The sequence below is a fragment of the Pantoea sp. X-Soil-TKNS-1280 genome (assembly GCF_059730475.1).
The window spans coordinates 127,403-152,122 of sequence record NZ_AP035965.1; the positions used below are offsets into that span (position 1 = coordinate 127,403).

At 53.0% G+C, this 24,720-nt stretch carries 19 protein-coding genes and 1 pseudogene; 16 read left to right on the forward strand and 4 right to left on the reverse strand.

The genetic code is table 11. The features are described 5' to 3' along the window. Window positions 1-140: 140 nt before the first annotated feature. Window positions 141-1,064 carry a LysR family transcriptional regulator gene (locus AC6I8X_RS25805; protein WP_497841895.1) on the reverse strand — a complete coding sequence of 308 codons (924 nt, stop codon included), beginning with the start codon at window positions 1,062-1,064 and terminating at the stop codon, window positions 141-143. 94 nt (window positions 1,065-1,158) lie between these two features. On the opposite strand from AC6I8X_RS25805, the gene AC6I8X_RS25810 reads away from it, so the two are divergent. Further along, window positions 1,159-1,647, forward strand: coding sequence for a GNAT family N-acetyltransferase (locus AC6I8X_RS25810; protein WP_497841896.1), 489 nt, complete (start codon window positions 1,159-1,161; stop codon window positions 1,645-1,647). Between the two features lie 159 nt (window positions 1,648-1,806). Here AC6I8X_RS25810 and AC6I8X_RS25815 read toward each other — a convergent pair whose 3' ends face one another. Next, the gene (locus AC6I8X_RS25815) at window positions 1,807-3,684 is read right to left on the reverse strand and encodes an amidohydrolase (RefSeq protein ID WP_497841897.1); all 1,878 of its coding nucleotides are present in this window, start codon (window positions 3,682-3,684) and stop codon (window positions 1,807-1,809) included. 218 nt (window positions 3,685-3,902) lie between these two features. Here AC6I8X_RS25815 and AC6I8X_RS25820 point away from each other — a divergent pair, with 218 nt between their 5' ends. The 5 genes from AC6I8X_RS25820 (at window position 3,903) to AC6I8X_RS25840 (ending at window position 12,500) form a co-directional block, all read left to right on the forward strand. Then, entirely contained in the window at window positions 3,903-4,289 is a 387-nt protein-coding gene (locus AC6I8X_RS25820) for a response regulator (RefSeq protein WP_313682703.1), read from the forward strand. Beyond that, entirely contained in the window at window positions 4,286-9,844 is a 5,559-nt protein-coding gene (locus AC6I8X_RS25825) for an AAA family ATPase (RefSeq protein ID WP_497841898.1), read from the forward strand. The genes AC6I8X_RS25820 and AC6I8X_RS25825 overlap by 4 nt, the downstream gene beginning before the upstream one ends. A 296-nt stretch (window positions 9,845-10,140) precedes the next feature. Beyond that, on the forward strand, window positions 10,141-11,262 hold the full coding sequence (gene ompC, locus AC6I8X_RS25830; RefSeq protein WP_313682707.1) for a porin OmpC: 1,122 nt from the start codon (window positions 10,141-10,143) through the stop codon (window positions 11,260-11,262). 86 nt (window positions 11,263-11,348) lie between these two features. Further along, the gene (locus AC6I8X_RS25835; RefSeq protein WP_299458371.1) at window positions 11,349-11,921 is read left to right on the forward strand and encodes a helix-turn-helix domain-containing protein; all 573 of its coding nucleotides are present in this window, start codon (window positions 11,349-11,351) and stop codon (window positions 11,919-11,921) included. A 117-nt stretch (window positions 11,922-12,038) separates the two neighbouring features. Next, a complete protein-coding gene (locus AC6I8X_RS25840) occupies window positions 12,039-12,500 on the forward strand; it encodes a nuclear transport factor 2 family protein (protein WP_497841900.1) in 462 nt (153 codons plus the stop codon). 167 nt (window positions 12,501-12,667) lie between these two features. On the opposite strand, the gene AC6I8X_RS25845 is transcribed toward AC6I8X_RS25840, so the two are convergent. After that, on the reverse strand, window positions 12,668-13,294 hold the full coding sequence (locus tag AC6I8X_RS25845; protein WP_497841901.1) for a GGDEF domain-containing protein: 627 nt from the start codon (window positions 13,292-13,294) through the stop codon (window positions 12,668-12,670). 952 nt (window positions 13,295-14,246) lie between these two features. Between AC6I8X_RS25845 and AC6I8X_RS25850 the strand changes: the two genes are divergently transcribed. From AC6I8X_RS25850 to AC6I8X_RS25885, 8 genes and pseudogenes are all read left to right on the forward strand, one after another. Further along, window positions 14,247-14,786, forward strand: a complete 540-nt coding sequence (locus AC6I8X_RS25850) for a sugar dehydrogenase complex small subunit (RefSeq protein ID WP_313681942.1) — start codon at window positions 14,247-14,249, stop codon at window positions 14,784-14,786. Window positions 14,787-14,805: 19 nt separating this feature from the next. After that, on the forward strand, window positions 14,806-16,434 hold the full coding sequence (locus tag AC6I8X_RS25855; protein WP_497841903.1) for a GMC family oxidoreductase: 1,629 nt from the start codon (window positions 14,806-14,808) through the stop codon (window positions 16,432-16,434). Continuing rightward, window positions 16,434-17,819 carry a c-type cytochrome gene (locus tag AC6I8X_RS25860; protein WP_497841904.1) on the forward strand — a complete coding sequence of 462 codons (1,386 nt, stop codon included), beginning with the start codon at window positions 16,434-16,436 and terminating at the stop codon, window positions 17,817-17,819. The genes AC6I8X_RS25855 and AC6I8X_RS25860 overlap by 1 nt, the downstream gene beginning before the upstream one ends. A gap of 22 nt (window positions 17,820-17,841) precedes the next feature. After that, window positions 17,842-18,345 (forward strand): sugar dehydrogenase complex small subunit, encoded by a 504-nt coding sequence (locus AC6I8X_RS25865; RefSeq protein WP_497841905.1) that lies wholly within the window; start codon window positions 17,842-17,844, stop codon window positions 18,343-18,345. Window positions 18,346-18,365: 20 nt separating this feature from the next. Next, window positions 18,366-19,970 (forward strand): GMC family oxidoreductase, encoded by a 1,605-nt coding sequence (locus AC6I8X_RS25870; protein ID WP_313681933.1) that lies wholly within the window; start codon window positions 18,366-18,368, stop codon window positions 19,968-19,970. Beyond that, on the forward strand, window positions 19,963-21,294 hold the full coding sequence (locus AC6I8X_RS25875) for a cytochrome c (protein ID WP_497841907.1): 1,332 nt from the start codon (window positions 19,963-19,965) through the stop codon (window positions 21,292-21,294). Before AC6I8X_RS25870 ends, AC6I8X_RS25875 begins: the two co-directional genes overlap by 8 nt. A 124-nt stretch (window positions 21,295-21,418) precedes the next feature. Then, window positions 21,419-21,659: pseudogene (locus tag AC6I8X_RS25880) on the forward strand (hemagglutinin repeat-containing protein); the annotation flags it as partial. Window positions 21,660-21,770: 111 nt separating this feature from the next. Beyond that, complete coding sequence (locus tag AC6I8X_RS25885) at window positions 21,771-21,890, forward strand: hypothetical protein (protein ID WP_497841908.1); 120 nt, start codon at window positions 21,771-21,773, stop codon at window positions 21,888-21,890. Between the two features lie 8 nt (window positions 21,891-21,898). On the opposite strand, the gene AC6I8X_RS25890 is transcribed toward AC6I8X_RS25885, so the two are convergent. Continuing rightward, a complete protein-coding gene (locus tag AC6I8X_RS25890) occupies window positions 21,899-22,687 on the reverse strand; it encodes a MipA/OmpV family protein (RefSeq protein ID WP_497841909.1) in 789 nt (262 codons plus the stop codon). A gap of 124 nt (window positions 22,688-22,811) precedes the next feature. Between AC6I8X_RS25890 and AC6I8X_RS25895 the strand changes: the two genes are divergently transcribed. Continuing rightward, complete coding sequence (locus AC6I8X_RS25895) at window positions 22,812-23,504, forward strand: response regulator (protein WP_313681925.1); 693 nt, start codon at window positions 22,812-22,814, stop codon at window positions 23,502-23,504. After that, complete coding sequence (locus tag AC6I8X_RS25900) at window positions 23,501-24,682, forward strand: sensor histidine kinase (RefSeq protein WP_497841910.1); 1,182 nt, start codon at window positions 23,501-23,503, stop codon at window positions 24,680-24,682. Before AC6I8X_RS25895 ends, AC6I8X_RS25900 begins: the two co-directional genes overlap by 4 nt. Window positions 24,683-24,720 lie beyond the last annotated feature (38 nt).

Sequence of the window (24,720 nt, forward strand, 5' to 3'; positions counted from 1 at the left end):
GTGTAATCGTGAATATTTAGTGTGGCTAAAAAGGGGATTTAAGAGGGGGTATAAATAAATTTATGTATAGTTCCAGTCGTGCACTTGCCTGGTCAGGTAGAGTATCGGAGGGGAATACCATTACTAATCAGAACCTTATTTTATACTAAAGATAATTTCTGCCCCTGAACCCCCTGTAATATATTGTTCTTCAGCCAGTCATTCGATGGTTTTTTCCCGCTGCGTTTATGGGAATATATTTTCACAGTGAAATGTGGAGCATAGAAAGGCAGTTTAAAAATTTTAACCTTCGCGACCTGTGCAATTTTACCCGCAACGAACGTTGGAATTGCCATCAGCAATTCGCTCTCAGCCACGATAAACGGCGATCCCAGCATTGACGGCGTTTTCAGGGTGATTCGTCGTTCCAGGCCCATACGCGCGAGGTGGGTGTCGAGTAATCCTTTTTTCTCGTTCCAGGGGGTGACGACCAGATGCCCCGCTGACAAATACTCATCCAGCGTTAGCGTGAGACGACGGGTATTACTGATTACGACGAATTCGTCGCTGAATAAATTAATTTCTTCCAGATCCGGATCTCTGACTTCATCGGGTTCACTAAAACTCAACGCCAGGTCAATTTCGCCTGCCAGTAATTCCGTCAGCGCCGGATTATGAGGTAAATGACACAGTTCAAAATTAATGCCTGGCGCTGTTTTTTGCATTTCGCGCATCAGACCCGGAAAAACGCAAAAAGCGGTGTAGTCGGTGACGGCAATACGAAAGGATTCATTGCTTCTGAGTGGATCGAAGGGTTGCACCGGGCTGAGGTGTTGATTCAGGGCGGATAATGATTCAGCGATGTGTGGTGCCAGCTGGTGTGCATAAACGCTGGGACACATCTTGTGTCCTTCGCGATAGAAAAGTGGATCCTTCAGAAACTCACGCAATCTGGTTAAAGCATGACTCAATGCCGACGTGCTCATGGAGAGCTCAGCAGCTGCAAGCCTGACTGATCGGTGCCGGTAAACGGCATCGAAAATGGGTAACAGGTTGAGATCAAGGCGACGCAGAACATGATGCATGAAATTCACCGATTATTGATTTTATTGCACTTAATTCATTGAACAATACCGATTATTCTGGCAGTCATCAAACTGTATAGATAAGAGAAAGTTTATGAGTGTTATTATTCGGCAGGCCGGTCTGGAAGACACTGATGCCATTTATAACATTATCAGTGGGTTATCTGTTTACAGGGAATCTCCGCATGACGCCGTTCCGGATGTTGAAGAAATCAGGAAGTCCCTGTTTTCACCGGAAACGACGGAAGAAGCCTATATCTGTGAAATTGATGATGTTATTGCGGGTTATGCCATTATCTCGATGAGTTACTCGACCTGGCCCGGACGCTATAGCCTGAATATGGAAGACCTGTGCTTTACACCTGATTATCGCGGGCGGGGCGCTGGCAAAGCCATGCTCCAGTATATTGCGCAACTTGCTGTCAGCCGACGCTGTAGCCGTATTGAATGGAATGTCCTTGAGTGGGATAAATCCGCGAAGGATTTTTACCAGAGCATTAATGCGCTTCCTCTGAACGAGTGGGTGCGTTTCCGGCTTGATGGCCCCGCGCTGGAAAAATTCGCGTCGAGCGAAAATATCTGAATTGCCGTTCTTCAGGCAAAAAAAGACCGGCTGATAAACCGGTCAAGTCTTGCACCCTTATGCTTGTCAGAAACAGCCATGATGTGATGTGTGGCGGTTTCTTGATTGTCAGCGCTGCCGGCTGACGGTTTTATGCTTCAGTTGTCCCTCTCCACGGGGTCAGAATGCAAAGCAACTGCAACCGAGCGCACCCCAGAAGGCGTTCTCTTCAGATACCGGCAAATTGGCACCGCGTGCAATATCATGTGAATGGCTGTGGACACCACAAGGTCCGCTGCACTGGTGAGGCATCTGCTGCATGCCCACGCGGGTGTTGGCGGTCGGTGGTGCACTGCGGTAATGACCGGGCACTTTCACCACCGGTGACCACTCAGGCAGAACCGGAATAGATGGCGGTGCCTCACTGCTGAACGACCCTGCGGCATAAACAATGTTGCCATCCACCACGGTCAGCACTGACTCAATACCTTTAATCTCTTCTTCCGGCACGCTGAAGTAATCTTTACTCAGTACCACCATGTCGGCCAGTTGCCCGGTTATGATCTGTCCTTTTTTACCCTGTTCACTGGAGAACCAGGCACTGCCCTGGGTCCACAACATCAGTGCAGTGTCACGGTCCAGGCGGGCGTTGACGTCATACATCTGCATGCCGCCTACCGTCCGGCCAGAGACCAGCCAGTAAAGCGCGGTCCAGGGGTTGTAACTGGCTACGCGCGTGGCGTCGGTGCCGAGACCAACCGGTACGCCGGTTTCCAGCATCCGCGCCACCGGCGGGGTGTGGCGGGTGGCTTCGATGCCGTAACGCTCGGCAAAATATTCACCCTGAAACGCCATGCGATGCTGCACGGCAATGCCGCCGCCCAGCTCTTTAATACGATCGATGTTGCGCTGAGTTACCGTCTCGGCATGGTCAAAGAACCAGTGCAGACCATTAAACGGAATATCGCGGTTTACCTTTTCGAATACGTCCAGCATGCGGCTGATCGATTCGTCATAGGTGGCATGCAGTCGGAACGGCCAGCGATGTTCGACCAGATGACGTACCACGCGCTCCAGCTCGTCTTCCATGCCCGGCGCCAGATCCGGGCGCGGCTCAAGGAAATCTTCGAAATCGGCGGCAGAGAACACCAGCATCTCCCCCGCGCCGTTATGGCGGAAGTAATCGCTGCCCTGGCCGGGCGTCAGCATATCGGTCCATTTTTCAAAATCTTCCAGTTCGTGGCCCGGACGCTGGGTGAACAGATTGTAGGCGATGCGAATGGTCATCTGCTGCTTCTCATGAAGCTCTGCGATCACGGCATAATCTTCCGGATAGTTCTGGAAGCCACCGCCCGCGTCGATGGCGCTGGTCAGGCCAAGGCGGTTCAGTTCGCGCATGAACTGGCGCGTAGAGTTAACCTGTTGCTCAAGCGGCAGCTTCGGCCCTTTTGCCAGCGTGGCGTACAGGATCATGGCATTGGGGCGGGCAATCAGCATGCCGGTAGGATTGCCGTTACTGTCACGCTGGATCTCACCACCCGGCGGGTTCGGTGTATCTTTGGTGTAGCCGACGACTTTCAGCGCAGCGCGGTTGAGCAGGGCGCGGTCGTAAAGGTGCAGTACGAACACCGGTGTATCGGGCGCGGCTTCGTTAATCTCATCCAGGGTTGGCATGCGGCGTTCGGCAAACTGAAACTCTGTCCACCCACCCACCACCCGCACCCACTGCGGGGAGGGAGTACGCAGCGCCTGCTCTTTCAGCATACGCAACGCATCAGCAACGGAAGGGACCCCTTCCCAGCGCAACTCAAGGTTGTAGTTCAGGCCCCCGCGGATTAAGTGCAGGTGCGAGTCGTTCAGACCCGGAACGGCGGTATGCCCCTTAAGATCGACAACTTTGCTGCCTTCACAGTGGTACTGCATGACGTCGGCCAGACTGCCCACCGCCAGAAACTTGCCATCGCGGATGGCTACGGCATTAGCAACCGGATTTTCGCGATCGACAGTGTGAAATCTGCCATTGGTGAGAATAATGTCGGCTTTACCAAGGGTAACCATAAGATCTCCTGAATTGAGTGGTCCGAAGCAGCAATGATGACCGTGGACAGAGAATTGCCCTGCTGAAAAGCAGGATATAGGGGTGTCAGGATTATGGTCGGGCGGTCAGGAAGGCGTCTAGTTATACGAATGGATAAGTATACGTTCGTATAATTATATCTGAAGATAATAGTCTGAAAATAAAAAGGTTCCTACACTGCGCCATTAAGGAAAATCGCATGCAGCTGTCGCAGCGCATTGTTGTTGTCGATGATGAACGTTCTGTCCGCAATGGTCTGACTAACCTGCTCCAGTCTGAAGGTTATCTCACAACAGCCTTCGGGTCGGCAGAATCTCTTCTTGGTGATGAAGCAACAATGGCAAATGCCGCGCTTTTTATCATTGATGTACAACTGAAGGGCATGAATGGTTTCGAGCTGTTCATCAATCTTACCCGGCGGCTCATTAACCCGCCGGGTATTATCATTTCCGGTAACGGCGATGAAAACATGTTGCGCTATGCCATCAACCTGGGCGCAATTGCGTTTTTGCCAAAGCCTATTGAAATTGATACGTTGTTTGAACATATTCGTCATGAGTTTTCCTCAAGGGCCGCCCGCCAATGAGTACCCGTCCGCAGGCGTCAGATGCAGCCGAAAACGATGAAATAACGCTCCCGGCCGAGATCAGCTTCAGCACACTGGCGCAGGAAGGCAACATTGACTGGCTCCTGTGTCGGCATACTCTCTCTGGCGAAACCTTTGTGCTTGCCACCCCGGGCAACGAAGAGTCGGTTTTCCAGGTTACGCAGTTACTGAAAAACGAATATGCCTTGCGCTCCCGGCTCGCAGAAAACTGGTCCCTTAAGCCGCAGCAACAGACGCATTATCAGGGGCGTTACGCCCTGATTTATAAACCCTTTAACTATCGGACTCTGGCGGATGTTTTGTGCATGCCGCCTGGCAGCATTACTGAATTTCTGAGCTGTGCAGCGCTGCTTTGCAGCACGCTGAGCATGATGCATCAGCAGGGGCTGGTGCACGGCGATATTAAACCGGCAAACTTTTTTTATACCGATGACAATACCGTACATCTTGGTGGCTTCGGATTGTCATCGGTAGACAACGGCATACTTCAGCAACCCAGGTTGTCGGTTGCAGGCGGCACGCTGGCGTATATGTCGCCTGAACATACCTCGCGCTCAGCCCATCCGGTGAGTCGGATAAGCGATTTATACAGCCTTGGTATGGTTCTGTATGAGTTGCTCACCGGCAAACTGCCTTATGGTAGCGCGGACGGTGGGCATGCTGAGTGGGTGCATCATCACATTGCCTCAGAGGCAACGCCACCCCATACGCTACGTCAGGATGTGCCCGTTATCTTGTCTTCGATTATCTTACGGCTGCTGGCTAAATCCCCGGAATACCGTTATCAGACGGCTGAAGGGGTACTGGCTGATATTCGGCGTTGTGCCTCAAGCCTGATGCCAGACGGGATTATTGAGTCCTTTGCGCTGGGAATGCAGGATTCGCAGCCTGCAAATGATGCCCTTTGTACCGACCATCCTCAGGCAACTGACATCCTGGCGGCTTTTGATGAAGTCAGCAAAAGCGGTAAGCACAGCCTGGTTGCAATCAGTGGCGCGCCGGGGGCAGGAAAATCTTCACTGATTTCCTCCTCTCTGAAGCTTCTGCGTAACAAGACAGCTTTGCTGACTGTTGTGAAAGCGGATCAGCATGCGCCGATATTACCTTATGCGGTTTTTACCGCAGCCTTCCGAACGCTGGCTCTGCATGTGCTTGGCCTGCCCACGGAAGAAATGATGCGCTGGAAGGCGCATCTCGTTCGACTGTTGGGTGACTATGCCGGGCTGGCGGTCAATCTGGTGCCGGAGCTGGAGATATTACTTAATCAGAAAGCGGCAGTGCAGACGCATACTCACACGCTGGATACCAAAAAGCGCTTTAATCTGGTGGCATGCAACCTGGTTAAAGCGTTTACGGCACCCGGACGGCCACTGGTCATGCTGATTGATGACATCCACTGGGCCGATCAGGCGACGCTGCACTTGCTGCAACACCTGTTGAGTTCCAGCGAAGACATCCCTCTGTTGCTGGTTATCTCTTATCGTGACAATGTCTCATTGCCCGGTCCGGCGATTGCCGGAAATCTGAACCGCATACGGGGCTGTGCAGCCCGCATTGTGGATATCACGCCAGAACCACTGTCAGAAAAAGGCATAGCAACCTGGCTGGCGGGGCTGTTTCATACCCGGAGCGCAGCAACGGCGGATCTTGCACAGATCATTCATGAAAAAACGGCCGGTAATCCGCTGGCGACGCATGAGTTTTTCCGGCAGGCGGTACGAGAGGGGCTGATTACCTACAATGTACCTTTCAGCTGGTATTGCGATTCACAGGCGCTCAAAAACGCGCATTACACGGCCAACGTTGCGGCCAGCGTATTACAGCATCTGGCCATCCTGCCTCTCACGACGCGTCATCTGTTGTGCAAATTGGCCTTGCTGGGAAGTTCGGGGGATCTGGACCCGCTGGGCAAAATTCTTGATGTTGCGGCTCCGGATATTGAGCTGACCCTTCTGCCCGCCGTGACAGCAAGGCTGATTTCTCTGAACGATACGGGATACGCTTTCATGCATGACAGCATGCATGAGGCCGCACTGAATCTGCAGGGACCGGAAGACCGGGACGCGTTCCATTACGCCGCCGCACGTTACTATATGCGCGAGTCCGGCACCGATCTCTCCAATACATTACTTTTCAGGGCGGCGCATAACCTGCTTTCTGTCAGGAATCTGGCGCTGTTGCTGCATGATGCAGAGACATTCCGTCAGCTGCTGTTGCAAGCGAGCCGGCGGGCGAAAACCACCGGGGATTATGTCTCAGCACTGCGCTATCTGCAGACGGCAGGGCTGATCAATGAAAGCGCGGGTATCGCTGAAGGAGGGGAATTTCTGCTCGAAAAAGCCGAGTGCGAATTCCTCAATGGCAATCTGCCGGTGGCGCTGGGGTTAAGTAGCAAAATACTGACCTCTCCCGGGGAGATCACCGATAAAGCCGAAGCCGCCTGCCTGATCGCAGAAATTCATATGCGTCAGTCGGACAGCAAGCTTGCGCTGGAAACGGCGCTGGCCTGGCTGGCGGTGTTTGGCATCCAGCTCAATCGTTATCCGGACAAAGCAGAGTGCGATGCCGCAAGGGTCCTCCTCAAGGAAGACGTGGGCAAAAATCCTTACGCCCGGTTCCGTTCATTACCGCTGCTTGAATGTAAAAAAACCGAAGCGGTGATGAATTTGATGGCCAGCGCCAGTACCTTTGCCGCTTTCAGCAATCCGCGTCTGCACTTTATGATCTTGTGTCAGCTGCTGCATCTGACGATGGCCCGTGGCTTGAGCGGGGCATCAACTCTGGCGTTATCCTGGTATGGCGTGGTTTGTGGTGATCAGTACGATGAATACAGCCGGGGATTTGCCAGCACGCTTCTGGCCCGGGAGCTGGTTTATAAGCATGACTTCATCAGTTTTAAAGCGCGGACCTTATTGCCACTGGATCAGGTCAGCGTCTGGACGATGCCCCTGACTTATGCCATTGAGCGAGCCAAAGCAACTTTTGACGTTGCGGTTGAAACAGGTGACCGGACGTCAGCCTGCCTCGCGTTGCGCCATATCATCATGAACTACCTTGCGCGTGGTGATCATCTTGACGGTGTACATACTTCCATTACGCGCGGGATGCTATTTGTCCGCAAGGCGCAGTATCGCGACGTAGAAGTGATTCTGGGCATGCAGCTGGATTTTGTTCTGTTCCTGCGCAAGCCGCGCGGCAATACCTTCTCAGGCGACAACTTTCTGACACCGGTGCTGGAAGTGGTGCGGCCTGAGCATGCTATCGAACCCATGTACCTGATGCAGTTCTGGTCCAGGTTATACAAAGGCATGGCGCACTTTTATGCCAATGAATATGCGGCGGCCGAACAATGCTTTCGGGACGCGGCACCTTTCACCGATGTCATTCCCGGCCATGTGCATATGGTCGATTTTCATCTTTACAGCGCCCTGGCCCTGACCATCCCGATGAAGTCAGGGACCATGGACGAGCATTTGCGTCAGCGGCTCAAGCCACATCTCGACAAGATCGTCGCCTGGGCGAATGAAAACACGAAAACATTCTCCGACAAAGAAGCACTGCTGCGCGCAGAATTGCTGCGTCTCGAAGGAGAGACAGCACTGGCATCGGAAAGGTTTGAGATGGCCATGATGTTGTCACGTGAAGGCCAGTTCCATCATATTCATGGACTGGCCTGCGAGCTGGCCGCGCGTATGGCCTATGCCAGAAACATGTCATTTGCCGGTGATGCCTATATTAAAGGCGCGATGTCAGCGTGGGAGAGCTGGGGGGCAGGCGCTAAAGTTCACCAGCTGGAAACGCAGTATCCAGCACTCGGCAGCCACAATACCCAGACGGCACTGAGCACCGTGTCTTTTGAGCAAAGCGCGGTCATCAGCGATCTGCAAAGTATGGTGACCGTGATGCGTGCACTGACAGAAGAGATCAACCTGGATCGCCTGATTCATATCCTGATGATGATGCTGGTTGAGCGCGCCGGGGCGCAGCATTGTATGTTGATACGGCTGATTGACGGCACGATACCGGAAATCCAGGCCCGGGCATCCACCACCGCTGAGGGTGTCAAAGTCAAAATTGTGCGTGAACTGCCGGTCGCGACCGATCTGCCGCTTTCGGTCCTCTCTGCGGTGATCCGCACCGGACAGGAAATTCGCACCGGGAAACCCGAGGTTTTCAGCCCGTTCAGTCAGGATAATTATCTCATTGCATCCGGAGCTGCGGTTATGTGCGTGCCAATGTTCAGACAGGCACAAATGGTGGGGGTGCTGTATCTGGAAAATCGGCTGATGCCGGATGTGTTTACCGCCGACCATTCAAGAATCGTTTCGATGCTCGGGGCACAGGCTGCCGTTTCACTTGAGACCGCCCGTTTGTATGCTGAGCTGGTGGATGAGAACATCCAGCGCCGCAAAATTGAAAAACAACTTCGCGCCAGCCAGACCTCCCTGATGCTCGGAGAAAAAATCAGTCATACCGGGACATGGCACTGGCATCTGGAGCCGGACGTTGTTTACATTTCTGATGAATACAAACGCATCATGGGACTTCCTGAAGAACAGACGATGACTTCCATGGCGGAGTTTCAGAGTCGCGTTCATCCCGATGATCTTCTGTGTATCAGAGAGTTGATTGAAGCCAGCGTCCAGCAGGGTGTGGTTATGCAGTCGGAGTTTCGCATCATCCGTGATGACGGCGAGTGTCGCTATATCAAAGGTATCGGGGAGCCGAACGAAAGCTGGCCACAGGTCGCCGAATATTTTGGCACGCTGACGGATATTACCGCTCAGCGTCAGTCTGAGGATGCGGTGAGGATCGCCCAGGCGGAACTGGCCCGTGTCGCCCGCGCGACCACGGTGGGTCAGCTGACCTCTTCCATCGCCCATGAGCTGAACCAGCCGCTGATGTCGATTGTATCCAATGCGGGTGCCAGCCAGCGCTGGCTGAAGCGTGGCCCGGAGCATCTTGACAACGCCAGCCATGGCCTTGATGAAATCATCCGCGAAGGACGGCGTGCCGGCGATATTATTCGCGGACTACAAGCGCTCACCCGTAATCAGGTGGCTGAATTCGCTCCGGCAAAACTGCATCTGATCACGCGGGATATCATCATTCTGTCGCGTCTTGAGCTGGAACGCCGGTTCGTCTCTCTGGAACTGGCGCTTGCCGCGCAGAATGATGAGGTTTTTTGTGAGAGTGTGCAGATCCAGCAGGTGCTGCTGAACCTGGTGATTAATGCGATCGAAGCCATGGCGGACAACCCCGGGGCGCGCATTTTGCAGATTTCCTCCTCCCATCCCGCCAGTAACCTCATCCGTATTGAGGTGGCCGATAATGGTTCCGGTCTTTCTGATGAGGTGATCGGCAAGATATTTGATTCCTTTTACACCACCAAAGCGGAAGGAATGGGCATGGGGCTGACCATCAGTAATGAGATTATTAAGCGTCATGGTGGGATATTAAGTGCTGAAAACCGTCAGGGCGGGGGGAGCCGATTCTGGTTCACGCTGCCTGTGGAGGGAACTTTTGCACACTGATATCCGAGGGGCATCATCAGCCCCGGGTCAGCATAAAATGAATGAAATAACGCTTTTCATGGTTATTTATAAAACTGGCGCTGTTTTTGCCATCGGTTATCACACCCGCAAGTTTTTCAATTATCCCTTTGTATAACTATCCGTTTGTATACATATCCTTTCGTATAACTACCTTTTCAGGAAACTTCCCCGGATAATCGCCCGATAATTAATTCCAAAGAGTTTCAATGCCACTGGGATGTTTACTATCCAGACTTTTTCTGGTCGATGTTTTAATCCATCCTGAAGGGGAATAAATGAAAGCAAAATATTTGATGCTGATGGCACCTTGCGTCTTTATGACAGGATCTGTGTCCGCTGCCGAGATTTACAATAAAGATGGTAACAAGCTTGATCTCTATGGTCTGGTTTCCGGGCTGCACTACTTCAGTAATGATAAAAGTCAGGATGGCGATCAGTCTTATATGCGCATCGGTTTCAAAGGACAAACGCAGATTTCAGATTTGCTGACCGGCTATGGTCAGTGGCAAAGTCAGTTTAATACCAACCAGGCGGAAAGTGATGGTGACTCAATGTTTACCCGTCTCGGTTTTGCCGGTATTAAAGTGGGCGATTATGGCTCGTTTGATTATGGTCGTAACGTTGGTGTCCTGTATGACGCGCTGAGCCAGACGGATATGGAGCCGGAATTTGATGCGCAAACCTATAACACCGATCAGTTTATGTTTCGCCGGGGTAATAATCTTGCGACTTACCGCAATACCGACTTCTTTGGTTTAGTGGATGGCCTGAACGTTGCCTTACAGTATCAGGGCAAAAACGATGGCGGCGGTGAGCCAGGCGCCCGCGACGTATTGCGTCAGAATGGCGATGGTTATGGGATGTCTGTGGCTTACGCTTTCGGCAATGGATTCAGGGCGGTGGGTGCCTTTACAAGTTCGGACCGTACCAACGCGCAAAACGATACCGCGGGCATTATGGGGCGTGGAGACAAGGCAGAGGCTTACTCTGCGTCGCTAAAATATGATGCGCACAATGTGTATCTGGGTGTGATGTATACGCAGGCGTATAACGCCTCACGGTTTGGCAGCAGCTCAGGGGCAGGGGTGTATGGTTATGCCAACCAGTCAGATATTTTTGAAGCCTTCGCCCAATATACCTTTGATTCAGGCTGGGTACCTTTTATTGCTTACAACCAGGCGCGTGCGAAGGATCTGGGGGCTGCGGGTAATGGCAGAACGTATGGCAATCAGGATCTGGTTAAGTATGTCGATTTTGGCGGCTCTTACCTGTTTAACCAGAATATGCTGGCTTACGTTGATTACAAACTCAATCTGATTGATAAAAGTGACTTCTCTGAAGCAGCAGGGGTATCAACGGATGACATCCTGGCTGTGGGCCTGGTGTATCAATTCTGAGTGAGCTAAAAAATTAAGGAAATGAGCGCAGAGAAGTGCCTGCTCTGCGCGATTGAATATCCTTACAGATTCCGGAGCCTTTTATCATGTTGCCGAGTGTCGTTGCTCAATCCACTGTTAAACCTCTGGTGTACCGTCCGAGCGTTAATACACCGCAGACAAAGGTTAATTTGAGTCTGATTCAAAACCGGGTCACAGTTAATATCCTGATTCCATCCGCTCAGGTTGAGGGAAATTCGTTCTGGATAACCGGTGGTATTTCAGCACAACCTGGGATCCGCGATGGTGTGATGTTCTCGGTTATTCAGGAGATAATTGCATGGATAGACGAGCATCTTGATCAGGAGTTATCGGTTGAAAAGATATCTGGCCGAAGCGGGTATTCAGTCTGGCACTTTCAGCGAAAATTCCTGCAATTGACGGGTCTCAATATCTATGAATATGTGCGTATTCGCCGAGTCATCAATGCCTCTTTGGCATTAATTTGCAGCAAAAATAGAATCCTGGAAATTGCCATTGAAAATGGATTCAACTGCCAGGCTTCGTTTACACGCACAGTCAGAGAAGTGACCGGCTTCACCCCAGCGAAAATCAGGCGTGAGTTCACCGATGATAACCAGGCGTGGATCATGATTATTCAAAAGCTAATCAGGCCTTAAGAGCAGGGTAAACACGGAAAATGCTGACAAATCAGACCGAACCGGTATGGTAATGTTTGGGCACCGGCTGGCAACGACGATGCTGCCCGGTTGCAAAATCGCTACAGGGACAAAATTATGCGCAAGCTTTCTATCGCGGCAACGCTGGCCGCACTTGTCATGTTAACCGGCTGTGCCAAATCGCAGGTTTCCACCCAACCCGCGTCTGCCGAAGCAAATCGCCAGGTTGTTCTGGCATTTTATGAATTAGGGCTTAACCAGAAAAATGCCGATGCCGCACTGAAGTATGTGGGAAGCGAGTACCGCCAACATAATCCAAATGCTGAAGATGGACCGGCGGGATTCAGGAAGTTTATTGCATTCCTGAAACAAAAATATCCGCAGTCGCATAGTGAAATCGTCAGCAGCTTTGTTGATGGTAACTATGTCATCCTGCATGTCCACGCAGTCAGAGAGCCGGGCACGCGCGGGAATGCCATTGTCGATATCTTCCGACTGGAAAATGGAAAAATTGTTGAGCATTGGGATGTTACCCAGGCGATTCCGGAAAAGACGGTAAGTGGTAACAGTATGTTCTGATTATTGCGCGCTGAGAACATCATGGATTCCGTGAGCGGTTGAAGGAGAACCTCACTTATAACGTGGGGTTCGGGATCAACCTCAGCGCGCATTGTGCGAAGCTAGCATGGTTGGTTAAATCAGTTTCGGGCCTGTTTAGGAATGTCCTTATAATTCTTCATTCGTTCTTAACTGATTTCCAGGAATCTCTTCGAAACTGGGAAATAGGTTATTTTATTTTTTCCGTTATGTTTAGATTGGTACAAGGCTGAATCAGCTGCGGATAACACGCTGGAAGTGGTTTGATGGTCCTTCTTTTCAGACACACCGATACTGACTGTGACTAAGGTGCCTTCGATGGAGATCAGGGAGATGGAGTTTTTTATTTCTTCAATGATGCTATTCAGGTGATCATCTCCGGTAATGATGACTGAGAACTCTTCTCCACCGGAACGCGCGATAAATGTTTTGTCATCAATGAAATTTTTAAGAATGGCACCAACCTGTCTGAGAACACTGTCTCCCATATCATGACCGTACGAGTCATTGATTTTCTTGAAGTCATCAATGTCCATGATGCAGATGGCACCCGCAGTATTTTCAATTTCCTTTAACTTTAAGTTCATATGACGTCTGTTGGGAAGGCCGGTCAGCTCATCTGTCAGAGACAGGCCTACGACAGATTTATACCGTTCGTTGACAAAGTTGATAAAGTTGTTGAATGAATAAATGAAGAGCAGGATGGCCGGTGCATACAGCACAGCAGCGATAAGAGCGGTTGTATCCCTGTCAATGACTTTCAGACCGCCGGCCATAGACGCCAGAGTGGAGTTTAACAGGAGGAAAAGCCCTATTCTGAACGTGGTGAAATGTCTTTCCTGTAAGTAAATTTTGAATGATCGTCTTATAAACCAGGTGAGCAAGAAAACCGTTAGGAGATTAATTATGAAATAAACATTAATATTTGATGTTTTTTCTTTAATGATCGCCAGTAGCACGATGACTGAGCCCAGAGTAAGTGCATAGGAAATTACCATCCTGTACAACATGCCTCTGGAACTCCCAACTTCATGAATTAATTTACTGTGTAACCTGGAGGGCATTTTTTCACCTGAACTAAATCATTTCTTCGTTAATCTATAACATGGAAGGCAATTATAAAAGTTAATGTTTTGCAAATAAGAGTCAAGCATAAAATGCGGTTTTCTTTAGGTGAGACCGTTTTGAAAAAATGACTTTAAGCGATCACGTTCAGGTAGGTACATAATAGAAGAATAAAATGGAATATTCTCTGGATGGTTTTTTCCAGATGCGTCAGCTGTAATTTAATCAGAGGGGTAAGGCATATATGACGGGAACACGCCTTTCGAACACAGCTTTTTCAAAAAGGAGCGAGTCAGGACAGTGAAATGAATGTATATCTGAAAAGATTACTGATGAGCAGGATGTACCTCATTCAGCATCAGGCAATTGCTGTTTGTGCGGTACACCTGAACCTTGCAATAACTCCGCGTCTGGCTGATCACCAAACACTCGATACATTCACTTTCTGAACAATCTTGCTCAACTCTGACGAAAAATTTTCATTTCGTATGGCATTTGTTTAACTTTCATTTAATATATTAATAACTGTCGCAATTATGAGTCATTCAATTAACATTGCGTTTCGGTATTGTTAATAAAAAATCAATGAGTTAGGTCTGAAGTGAAGTTTTCCGCTGCAAATCTGTGGCGATATTGAGTTATGTGAACAGTCAGGGAATCAACATGTTACAGTCAGACGACCTTTCCATCGGAAAGGTCCAGCTCTCACGCCGGAAAGTGCTGCTTTCCGGTGCAGTGATCATTGCCAGTGGTCTGGTTACCTCGGTACTACCGTCGTTTGCGGTTGCACCACCGTCACCAACCTTTTCCCCGTTTATGCAACTTTCCCGCCTGCTGGTTAACCATCAGCTCGATGACGCCGTGGGTCAGCGCATGTTGACGTTACTGGAAAGTGAGGAGAGCGGTTTGCTGGAAAAGCTTAACCAATTGCTTGCCATTGCCCGCGCAAATAAGGCCAGCATCGTTGAGGATTTCTTCCAGGCGATTCCACAGGGTGCGTTACAGGCGCTGGCGCATAAAATCATCTTTGGCTGGTATACCGGCAGCCTCACCCCTGTACGTACCGCCAAAACCTTCGCCTATGAACAGGCTCTCACCTGGCACACAACGCTGGATGTGATCACCATACCGTCTTACGGCATCAGTGGTCCCAATAACTGGCAACGTGCGAACACCCCGGTCCTTCCTGTACCGCAATTCTGAATCTGATAAGAAGACAATTATGGCAGCCCCAAATCAGTCACCTGTGGTGATCGTTGGTACCGGCGTGGTCGGTGTGGTGATCGCTGAACAACTGCTGGATGCTGGCATTCCGGTGCTCATGCTGGAAGCCGGACCGCGCGTGTCCCGCGCTGAAATCGTGGAAAACTTTCGTAATCTGCCGCTGGCGGCGAAAGGTAATCCGATTGAATGTTATCCCTCACGTGAGTGGGCGCCGCACCCGGAACCCACTGGTGCGGGCAAGGGTTATCTGCAATTAAGCGGTAACGATTCCTACGCGCAAAGCTATGTGCGCTATGCCGGTGGTTCCACCTGGCACTGGGCAGGTACCTGCTGGCGTTTAACCCCGGCCGATATGCAGCTACACACCCGTTACGGCGTGGGGCGCGACTGGGCCTTCGACTATGACACGCTCGAACCTTATTACGCGCGCGCCGAGTACAAACTGGGAATTTGCGGCCCGGACGATCCGGCATTGCAATGGCCACCGCTACGATCGAAGCCTTATCCTATGCCTGCGTTACCTTTTGGTCCGGGTGAAGCGCGTTTTACCGAGGTCGTTCGCGAGAAGCTGGGCCTGCATAACATCCCCACGGCTCAGGCACGCAACAGTGGCACCTCTTATGACGATCGTCCTGCCTGCTGCGCCAATAATAACTGCGTTCCGGTTTGCCCGGTCGGTGCTAAATATGATGGTGCTACTGCGTTGTCACGTCTGGAAGCCAAAGGGGCCACCATTGTTGACAACGCCGTGGTCTGGCGCATTGAAACCAATGCCAGCAATCAGATTGAAGCAGTGCATTACTATGACCAGCATCGCCAGACGCATCGCGTCAGCGGCAAACTGTTTATCATCGCCTGTAACGGTCTTGAAACGCCCAAACTGTTGCTGATGTCAGCGGATAGCCGCAACCCGAACGGCATTGCCAACAGCTCTGATCAGGTTGGCCGCAATATGATGGACCATCCACAAATCACCATGACGGTGACGCTGGAAGAACCTTACTGGGCGGGTGTGGGGCCGGTAGTCAACAGCGGCATTATGGAAACCTCCCAGGGGGATTTCCGCTCCCAACATGCCGGAGCTTACTTCCGCTTCAACAATTTCGCCCGCAACCGTTTTGTCACCTTTGGTGCCTTACAAAAAGGGCTGGTCGGCAAAGCACTGGATGAAGAAATTCGTCGTATGACCGCCTGCACTGCCGATATCGTGCTGGCACATGAGATCCTGCCTGACGCCAATAACCGCCTGACACTGTCAGATAAAAAAGACTGGCTCGGCTTGCCAAAACCGGCGATTCAATACGACGTGGGCGACTATGTCCGCCGTTCTTACAATGACTACTCCAGACCGATTGCCGAACGCATTGCCGATGCGATGGGCGCTATCGACAGGAAGTTTTCGAAACAGTTTAATCAGAGTAAGCACATCATGGGCGGCACCATCATGGGGCACGATCCCGTCAACTCGGTCGTGGATGATGTCTGCCGTGCGCACGATCACCGCAACCTGTTCCTGCCAGGCGGTGGCGCAATGGCAAGCACCGCCTGTGGCAACAGTACCCTGACGATGGTGGCGCTGGCGTTCAGAGCCGCCGATGCCATCGTAAAACAGGCGCAGGAGGTGTGATGATGCTGAGTTTCAAACAGTGTGCTTTGGCACTGATACTGACCTTTTCTTCTGTTTCAGTCTACGCGACCAGTGACGATGCACTGGTAAAAAGAGGGGAATATCTGGCGGTAGCCTCCGATTGTACCGCCTGCCACACCGCTTCGGAGGCGCAACCCTTTGCCGGAGGTAAAGCCATTGCCTCACCGGTCGGGGACATCATCGCCACCAACATCACGCCATCGAAAGCCGACGGTATCGGCAATTACAGCGAACCACAGTTTGCTGATGCGCTGCGCAAAGGGATTCGGGCAGACGGTGCTCATCTGTATCCGGCGATGCCGTACACCGCGTACGCCACGCTGACTGACGAGGATATTCATGCGCTGTATGCCTATTTTATGTCGGGCGTGCAGCCGGTCGATCACCCTACGGCGCAGACCCATCTGCCATTTCCGCTCAACCTGCGTTTTTCCATGATGTTCTGGAATGCGCTGTTCCTGAATGCGCCTGGCTACCAGCCGGATACTGCGCAGACAGCCAGCTGGAACCGGGGCCGTTACCTGGTGGAAGGCGCTGCGCACTGTAGCACCTGCCATACCCCGCGTGGTTTTCTGATGCAGGAGAAAACCGATGCAGCCTTTACCGGCGCACAGGTGGGTCCCTGGTTTGCGCCAAATATTACCGCCAACCCGGTCAGCGGCATTGGTCAGTGGTCACAGCAGGATTTGATTACCTATCTGCGTACCGGCCGGCTGGCAGGCAAAGCGCAGGCAGCAGGCAGCATGGCTGAAGCCATTACTCACAGCTTCCAGCATCTGTCGGATGAGGATCTGACGGCAATCGCCGAATATATGCAGAGTGTTCCGGATCATACGGCTTTCGCTTCCGGTGCTTCGCGCTTTACCCAGGGTGAGGCGGGCAACAACCTTGCAGCATTCCGTGGTCATGCCTTTGCAGAACCGGTCAGTGACGAGGGGGCAAGGTTGTTTTCAGGGAACTGCGCCTCCTGCCACGGCAGCAGTGGGCAGGGAACGAAAGATGGCTTCTATCCCAGCCTGTTCCATAACAGCGCCACGGCAGAGCGGAATTCATCTAATCTTATTGCGACTATTCTGTTTGGTGTAGAACGCGATACCGCCCAGGGCAACGTGTTTATGCCGCCCTTCGGTGCGCAACCTAACGCGCTTAATCATCTGGATAATCAGCAAATTGCCACTCTGTCTAACTGGATCCTGCACCGCTATGGCAATCAGAATGTGACGGTGTCACCTGAGCAGGTGGCAGAGATCCGTCAGGGTGGCCCCTCATCACCCCTGGTACTGCTGGCGCAATCCGGCGTAGTTGCCGCTGTGCTGCTGGTGATTGCTTTTATTCTGCTGTTGATCTGGCGGCGGAAACGTTAAACCCATACCACTGGAAAATATTATGAAGCATTACTCACGTCGTCGCGTGCTGAAAATGGCCGGACTGGTGGCCATCACCAGTGCCGCAGGCCATCTGCTGCCACTGCCGCGTCTCAATGCTGCGCAACCGCAGGCGGATGCAGTGGCGCAGGCGAACTTTATCCAGGTGTCTCAATGGCTGACGCAGCAGGAGAACCTCAATAGCACCGTTGCCCATGCGTTATTTATTGCGCTGAATCAGACCCAGCAGGCGTTCACTGCCGAACTGACGCAGCTCACTGCTCTGCTACAAAGCCAGCCCGGTTTGTTGCAACAGGATTACCTGACGTTTGCCGCCAGTGACGTCGCCAGTGAAAAGCTGGCGAAAGCGATCCTCGGTGGCTGGTACAACGGCGTGGTCGGCAAAGGTAAACATGCGCTGTATGTCACCTACGTTAATACGCTCGCCAACCAACTGGTGAATGACAAGCTGGTGCCACCGAGTTTCTCGTATGGCAAATGTGGCAGTTGGGCGCAACAACCCTGATTTTAAAGAGTAATGTCGTTATGAATAAAAATAATTCTGCTGATGTGGTAGTGATTGGCGCAGGTGTCAATGGCTCGCTGTTGGCTACCCGTCTGGCCAAAGCGGGTAAATCTGTGCTGCTGCTGGAATCTGGCCCGAAAGTGGGTCGTGACCAACTGGTTGAACGTTTTCGTGCCTCCGCATTCAAATCGGATTTTATGTCGCCATATCCGTTTTCGCCGATGGCACCGCAACCACGCTATACGCCGGAGCCGGATGGTTACCTTCATCAGCTCGGGCCACACCCTTTCGCCGCGCAATATATCCGCATATTTGGCGGTACCAGCTGGCACTGGGCGGCACAGTTATGGCGCTTTGTCCCTAACGATTTCCGCCAGCAGTCACAGTATGGTGTCGGGAAAGACTGGCCGTTCGGCTATGACGAACTTGAACCTTATTACTATGAGGCGGAAGTTATCGCCGGGGTGGGTGGCTCACCGGACAACGGCTCACCTCGCAGTAAACCTTATCCGATGGAACGGGTACCGGCTTCCTGGTTGCAGCAGCGTGTTACCGCGCGCCTCGCCCCCGACTTCACCGTGCTGGATGACAGCACCGGGCGCAACAGTCACAGCTACGATGGGCGTCCTGCCTGCTGTGGTAACAATAACTGTATGCCGGTGTGTCCGATTGATGCGCAGTACCATGGCGGTATCGCAGCACAACAGGCTCAGGATAGCGGTGTGCAGGTGATCACCGAAGCGGTTGTGTATCAGCTGGAACACGACGCACAGGGTAACATTGTGGCTGCCAGCTATTACGACTGGAACAAGGTAAGCCATCGTGTCACGGCGGAAACCTTTGTGCTGGCGGCTAACGCGATTGAAACCCCCAAGCTGTTGCTGATGTCGGTGAGCGATAAGTTCCCGCAGGGTATCGCTAATGCACGCGATAACGTCGGACGTAATCTGTGCGATCACCCAGCAATTGGGGTCACTTTTGATGTTGATGAGGAAATCTGGCCAGGGCGAGGGCCGGTCAGTCCGTGTTCCATTGGGCAGTATCGTGACGGCGATTTTCGTCGCGAGCACGCGCCATTCCGTATTGATATCTCCAATGCCTCTCAGGTGGCGGCAGTCACCAAAGAGGTGCTGGCTGAAGGGTTATTTGGTCAGAAATTGCAGGATCAGATACGCTTCCGTGCGGCCCGTCGTCTTAGCATCAAAAACGCGATGGAGCAGTTACCCAATCCTGAGAACAGAGTCACACTGAGCAGCAATAAAGATCCGCTCGGTCTGCCCACACCAGCCCTTTACTGGGATGTCAGCGACTATGAGATAAAGGGAGCAGCGAAAACGCGCGAATGCTATGACGCCATTGCCGCAAAGCTGGGCGGCACCAACATTAAGCACAGCAAAAGCGGCAGCTTTTCGAATCGTCAGCATATTACCGGCACATTGTCGATGGGGCTGGACCCTGCGACCAGCGTGACCGATCCCTGGGGACGCGCGCATGATCACCAGAACCTGTTTATGGTGGGTACTGGCGTGATGCCAACCGTTGGCACCTGTAACGTGACACTCACCGCCATGGCGCTGGCATTGCGCACCGCCGATAAAATTTTGCAGGAGACGCAACATGGCTAAGCAATGGAAAGCGTTACTCTCAGCGGGGGTGCTGGCTTTGCTCTGTAGCCAGGCTCAGGCTGAGGATCAAAATGCCCTGATTAAGCGTGGAGAATATCTGGCGATAGCCGGGGATTGCGGTGCCTGCCACACTGAGGAAGGCAAAGCCCCGTTCAGCGGTGGCCACGCGATATCCAGCCCGCTGGGCACTATTTTCAGTACCAATATTACGCCATCCAAAAGCGCGGGGATCGGCAACTACAGCGAAGCGCAATTTGCAGCTGCGCTGCGTGAAGGTGTGCGTGGTGACGGCAGTCAACTCTATCCGGCGATGCCTTATACCGCCTATGCGAAGCTTAGTGATGAAGATGTGGCTGCGCTCTATGCCTACTTTATGCATGGCGTTCAGCCGGTGGATATCCAGCCGCAGAAGACTGCGCTGCCGTTCCCGTTCAACCTGCGTTTCAGCATGGCAGCATGGAACTGGCTGTTCCTCGACAAACAACCGTTCCAGCCTGATGCCGCACAATCAGCAGAATGGAACCGTGGTGCATATCTGGTGCAGGGATTAACCCACTGCAGCACCTGCCATACGCCACGTAATTTCCTGATGGCGGAACAGTCGACGAAAAATTTGCAGGGTGCATCACTGGGCACCTGGTTTGCTCCCGATATCACCGTCACCGCGTTACAGGGTAAATCACACTGGTCACGTCAGATGCTGGCTGACTATCTTGCAACCGGGCACGCCAGTAATGGCGCTACCGCTGGCGGGCCGATGCTGGAAGCGATCGATAAAAGTTTCTCGCGGCTTATGCCGGAAGATCGTCAGGCCATAGCAGTGTATCTGTTGCCCGGAGATCAGGCTGAGCAGGCTGCCGTTGTGAAGACCGGCCTGACGCCAGTGCAGGGGGATGATACACCGCAGGCCAGCATCAGCAGTGGTGAAGCGTTGTATCGTAATAACTGTGCTGCCTGCCACAACCTGGCGGGTGAGGGACTGAACGGCCTGCCGGCGTTGAAAAACCACCCAGTGCTGGATAAACCAACGGCAGATAACGTGGCGATGGCAGTATTGCAGGGTGTCTGGCCGGAAAAAGGCCAGGGGATGATCGGCTTTGCTGCGTCGCTCAGCGACGCACAGATTGCCGACATCACCAATTACGTGATGCAGGATATTGGCCACAGTAAAGTGCAGATCACCGCGGACCGGGTGAAAACTCTTCGCGCCGGTGGGGAAGCATCGCCGTTGATGCTGGTGTCGCGTGTGGGTATGGCCTTAGCCGGTGTGGCAGTCATTTTGGTAGTGTTGTGGTGGTGGAGAAGAAAGCGCATCTCCAGATGATAACTTCTGCCAGGTGCGTATTCATGCGCATCTGGTCAGTTCTGCTATGAGGGAGAGGTTCCAGATCGGGTTCGGTGATGGTAATCATCTCTGCAAGAGTGGGATCATGAACGGAATTTAAGTGGCAGTACGCTGCTGGCAGACAACACTTTCAGGTGTGCAGGCCACTCGGGCCAGTCAGCTCGCCGAGGCCAAAGGCGACCTGAATAATGGTGTAAGTATCAGCATCTCGCTGACCACGCAGAAATCGAAATCCGAACAACGCGACTGGGAAAGGCCAGGGAGAGAACAGCGGCGATTTACTGATTGCGGGCAGCCAGTTGAAAGCGGGCGGTGACACCACGCTGAATGCAGCAAATGACATCGTATTTATAGTCGTTGATGCAAATCTCGCTGGACAGTAAAACGCAAGCCATCGCTGAGATAGTGAGTAACGGAGCGGCACGGCACGTTTTGAACCATCACTCACCAGGATTATGCGGAAGCTAAATCAACAGTATCCCAATGATATTGGTGTGCTGGCTCCGCTGTATTTAAACTGTGTCACATTACAACCCGGAGACGCGATATCCCGCTTTCTGAACCACCAAAACTAACGGGTTGCTCAGAATGTATACAACACGCCGAGAGTGAGTGCCGCTTCATTACGCCGGAATACAATCGGACTCTCTTTAGCATGATTATCCAGCCAGATGTAGTCGGCACTGACCAGCGATCCCCAGTGCGGGGTGAACTGATGACTCCAGGTCAGGCTGGTATCCGCACCATAAAAACCACCGGGCGCTTGATATTCCGTGTAGCCTGTGCGGCGGCTTTGCGCGGCACTGACACCATATAACGTGTTCATATACCGACTGTCGCCGAATAATGCCGCCGTGCTGAATGCCACCGTATCGGTGCTTGTTTGCAGAGGGATCAATGTGGCGGAAGTTTGGTAATTCACGCCCTGGCTGTCGCTCAGTGGCAGGGTTGCTTTGCCTTCCAATGTTAGCCAGGGGGTGACTGACCAGCCAATCGCGACAGCGGTGTTGACCGTCGCTTTAATATTTCCCATGCCGTTCAGCCTGTCGCTGCCGTCCCGCCAGTTCGCATTCCGTTCTGAGCGTCCCAGATCATAGCCAAGCGTATGTTCGAGGTAGAGTCCGCTGTCGCTCTGCAGGTCATAGCCCACCCCTTTCTGCGAATCAACAAAAAATGCCCCATCCCGTGCCTGCACCAGCGGTACCAGCTGCCAGCGGCGCTTATCCGAACCGCTGTAACGGGGCAGGCTCTGACCTGCCATCCCGATGGAGAAATTCTTCTGTGATGATGCGGCATCATCTGCCCGTGCGTCACCCGCAGTACCCGTCAGTACTAAACAGGCCATATACAACGTGAGTTTTCTGGTTATCATTGTGCTTCTCCGTACCTGAATCGTCAGCAGGCGGTTGTCGTGGGCCGCGTATGCCAGGTGAATATACGGAGGCAGTGTCAGTAAACTGTCAGGGATTTATGAAGAAACGGTCAAGGTGGCCTGAATGTCCGGGAAACGAATACTGATTATTGAAGACGATGCGGATGCAGCAGATGTGCTGGGCGCGTATTTACGACGGGAAAACTATGACGTGTCCATGGCGCACGATGGTCCGTCAGGACTGGAGATGAGCCAGCGTCTGCGACCTGACCTTATCCTGCTTGATGTGATGCTGCCGGGCATGAACGGCACTGAAATCCTTGCCGCCGTCCGGCGTAAAGGGAACACCCCGGTTATCATGGTGACCGCCATGGGGGATATGCCGGATAAAATTGGTGCCCTGCGCTACGGTGCTGATGACTACGTCGTCAAACCCTATAATCCAGGTGAGGTGGTGGCCCGTGTTCAGGCGGTACTGCGGCGTGTCGCGCGGGAACCGGAAGTGGCGTCATTACGCTGGCAGGGACTGGAGGTGGATACCACCATGATGACAGCGGGAGTCAGTCATGACGATGGCAGGCTCACCAGTCTCGAACTGACCCCGACTGAATTCAGTCTGCTTACCACACTGATGGGTGCGCCAGTACGCCCCTTTTCACGCCAGACCCTGCTGGAACGCTGCCTGCCGGAGAGTGATGCGCTGGAGAGGGCGGTCGATACCCATGTCTACAATCTGCGCAAAAAACTGGAGGCTGCCGGAATTTCTGACGTGCTGGTGAATGTGCGCGGTGTCGGCTACCGGTTCCGTCAGCCATGAAGACGCTACAGCAGCAGACCCTGTGGCGCTGGATTTGCGTGCGGATTCTGGCGCTGGCAGTGGGTTCCGTGGTGGTGATTGCACTGTGCATGTGGCTGCGTTTTGCCGTTGAGAGCCTGTGGATACAACACCGGATGCCACCGGGTCTGCGTGAGGAGTTTGCCCTGCTGCGCGCGCATCCGGCATCGGATCCTGCCCGCTTTCATCAGATTGTGGATGCATGGTGGGGGATCAGCTACTCAGATCCTTCCATCGCGTCGGCGGACTGGCTGACTGTCGGTATTCTGGTGGTGGTGATCATCCCGTTTATTGTGGTGCTGGGGTTACGTTCTGCCCGGCCACTGGCGGCGCAGTTCGGCCACCTGACGGCGGCCGCCAGTGCAGTGTCTGCGGGAGATTTCAGTGCTCAGGCCGCGCAGGTGGATGATGCTCCGCTGGAGATGGGCCGCTTTACCCGTGACTTCAATACCATGATGCAGCAACTGGCGCGCTACGAGCGTGAACTGCGGGCGTCCCATGTGGCGATGGCGCATGAGTTGCGTTCGCCGCTGACGGCGGCGATTGGTCGTCTGCAGGGGATGATGGACGGCGTGTTTACCCCTGAACCCCGGCAACTGGCGATGGTCATGAAACAACTGCAACTCCTCAGCCGACTGACGGATGAACTGCACCTGCTGTCGCTGGCTGATGCCGGTCAGCTCAGTCTGAATAAATCGGTGACGGACCTGACGGGGCTGCTGTGCGAGCGGGCCGCGTGGCTGGCTCCGCAGGCGCGGGACGCGGGTATGCGGTTCAGCGTCACCGCTGATGCTTCCTGTCTCTGTGAAGCTGACCCGGTCCGTCTGGGGCAGGTGGTGACCATTGTGATGGAAAACGCCCTGCGCTATGCCGCAGAGGGGGGCGTGCTCACCGCCGTGGCCCGGAAAGTGCCGACGGGATGTGAACTGGTTTTCTGCGACCGTGGTCCGGGTGTGCCAGCCGATTTTCTCCCGGTCATGTTTGAGCGCTTCACACGGGGAGAATCGTCACGCGCGCGGCATTCCGGTGGCAGCGGACTGGGCCTGTCCATCGCACGCGGCATCTGCGAGGCACACGGTGGCAGCATTCACGCCACCCAGGGTGAGTCGCGGGGGCTGGTTATCACCATCACGTTGCCTGCCGGAAATATCCACGCATAAATCTGCCGTCTTGACAGCTTCCTGACAGAAAGCAGGGG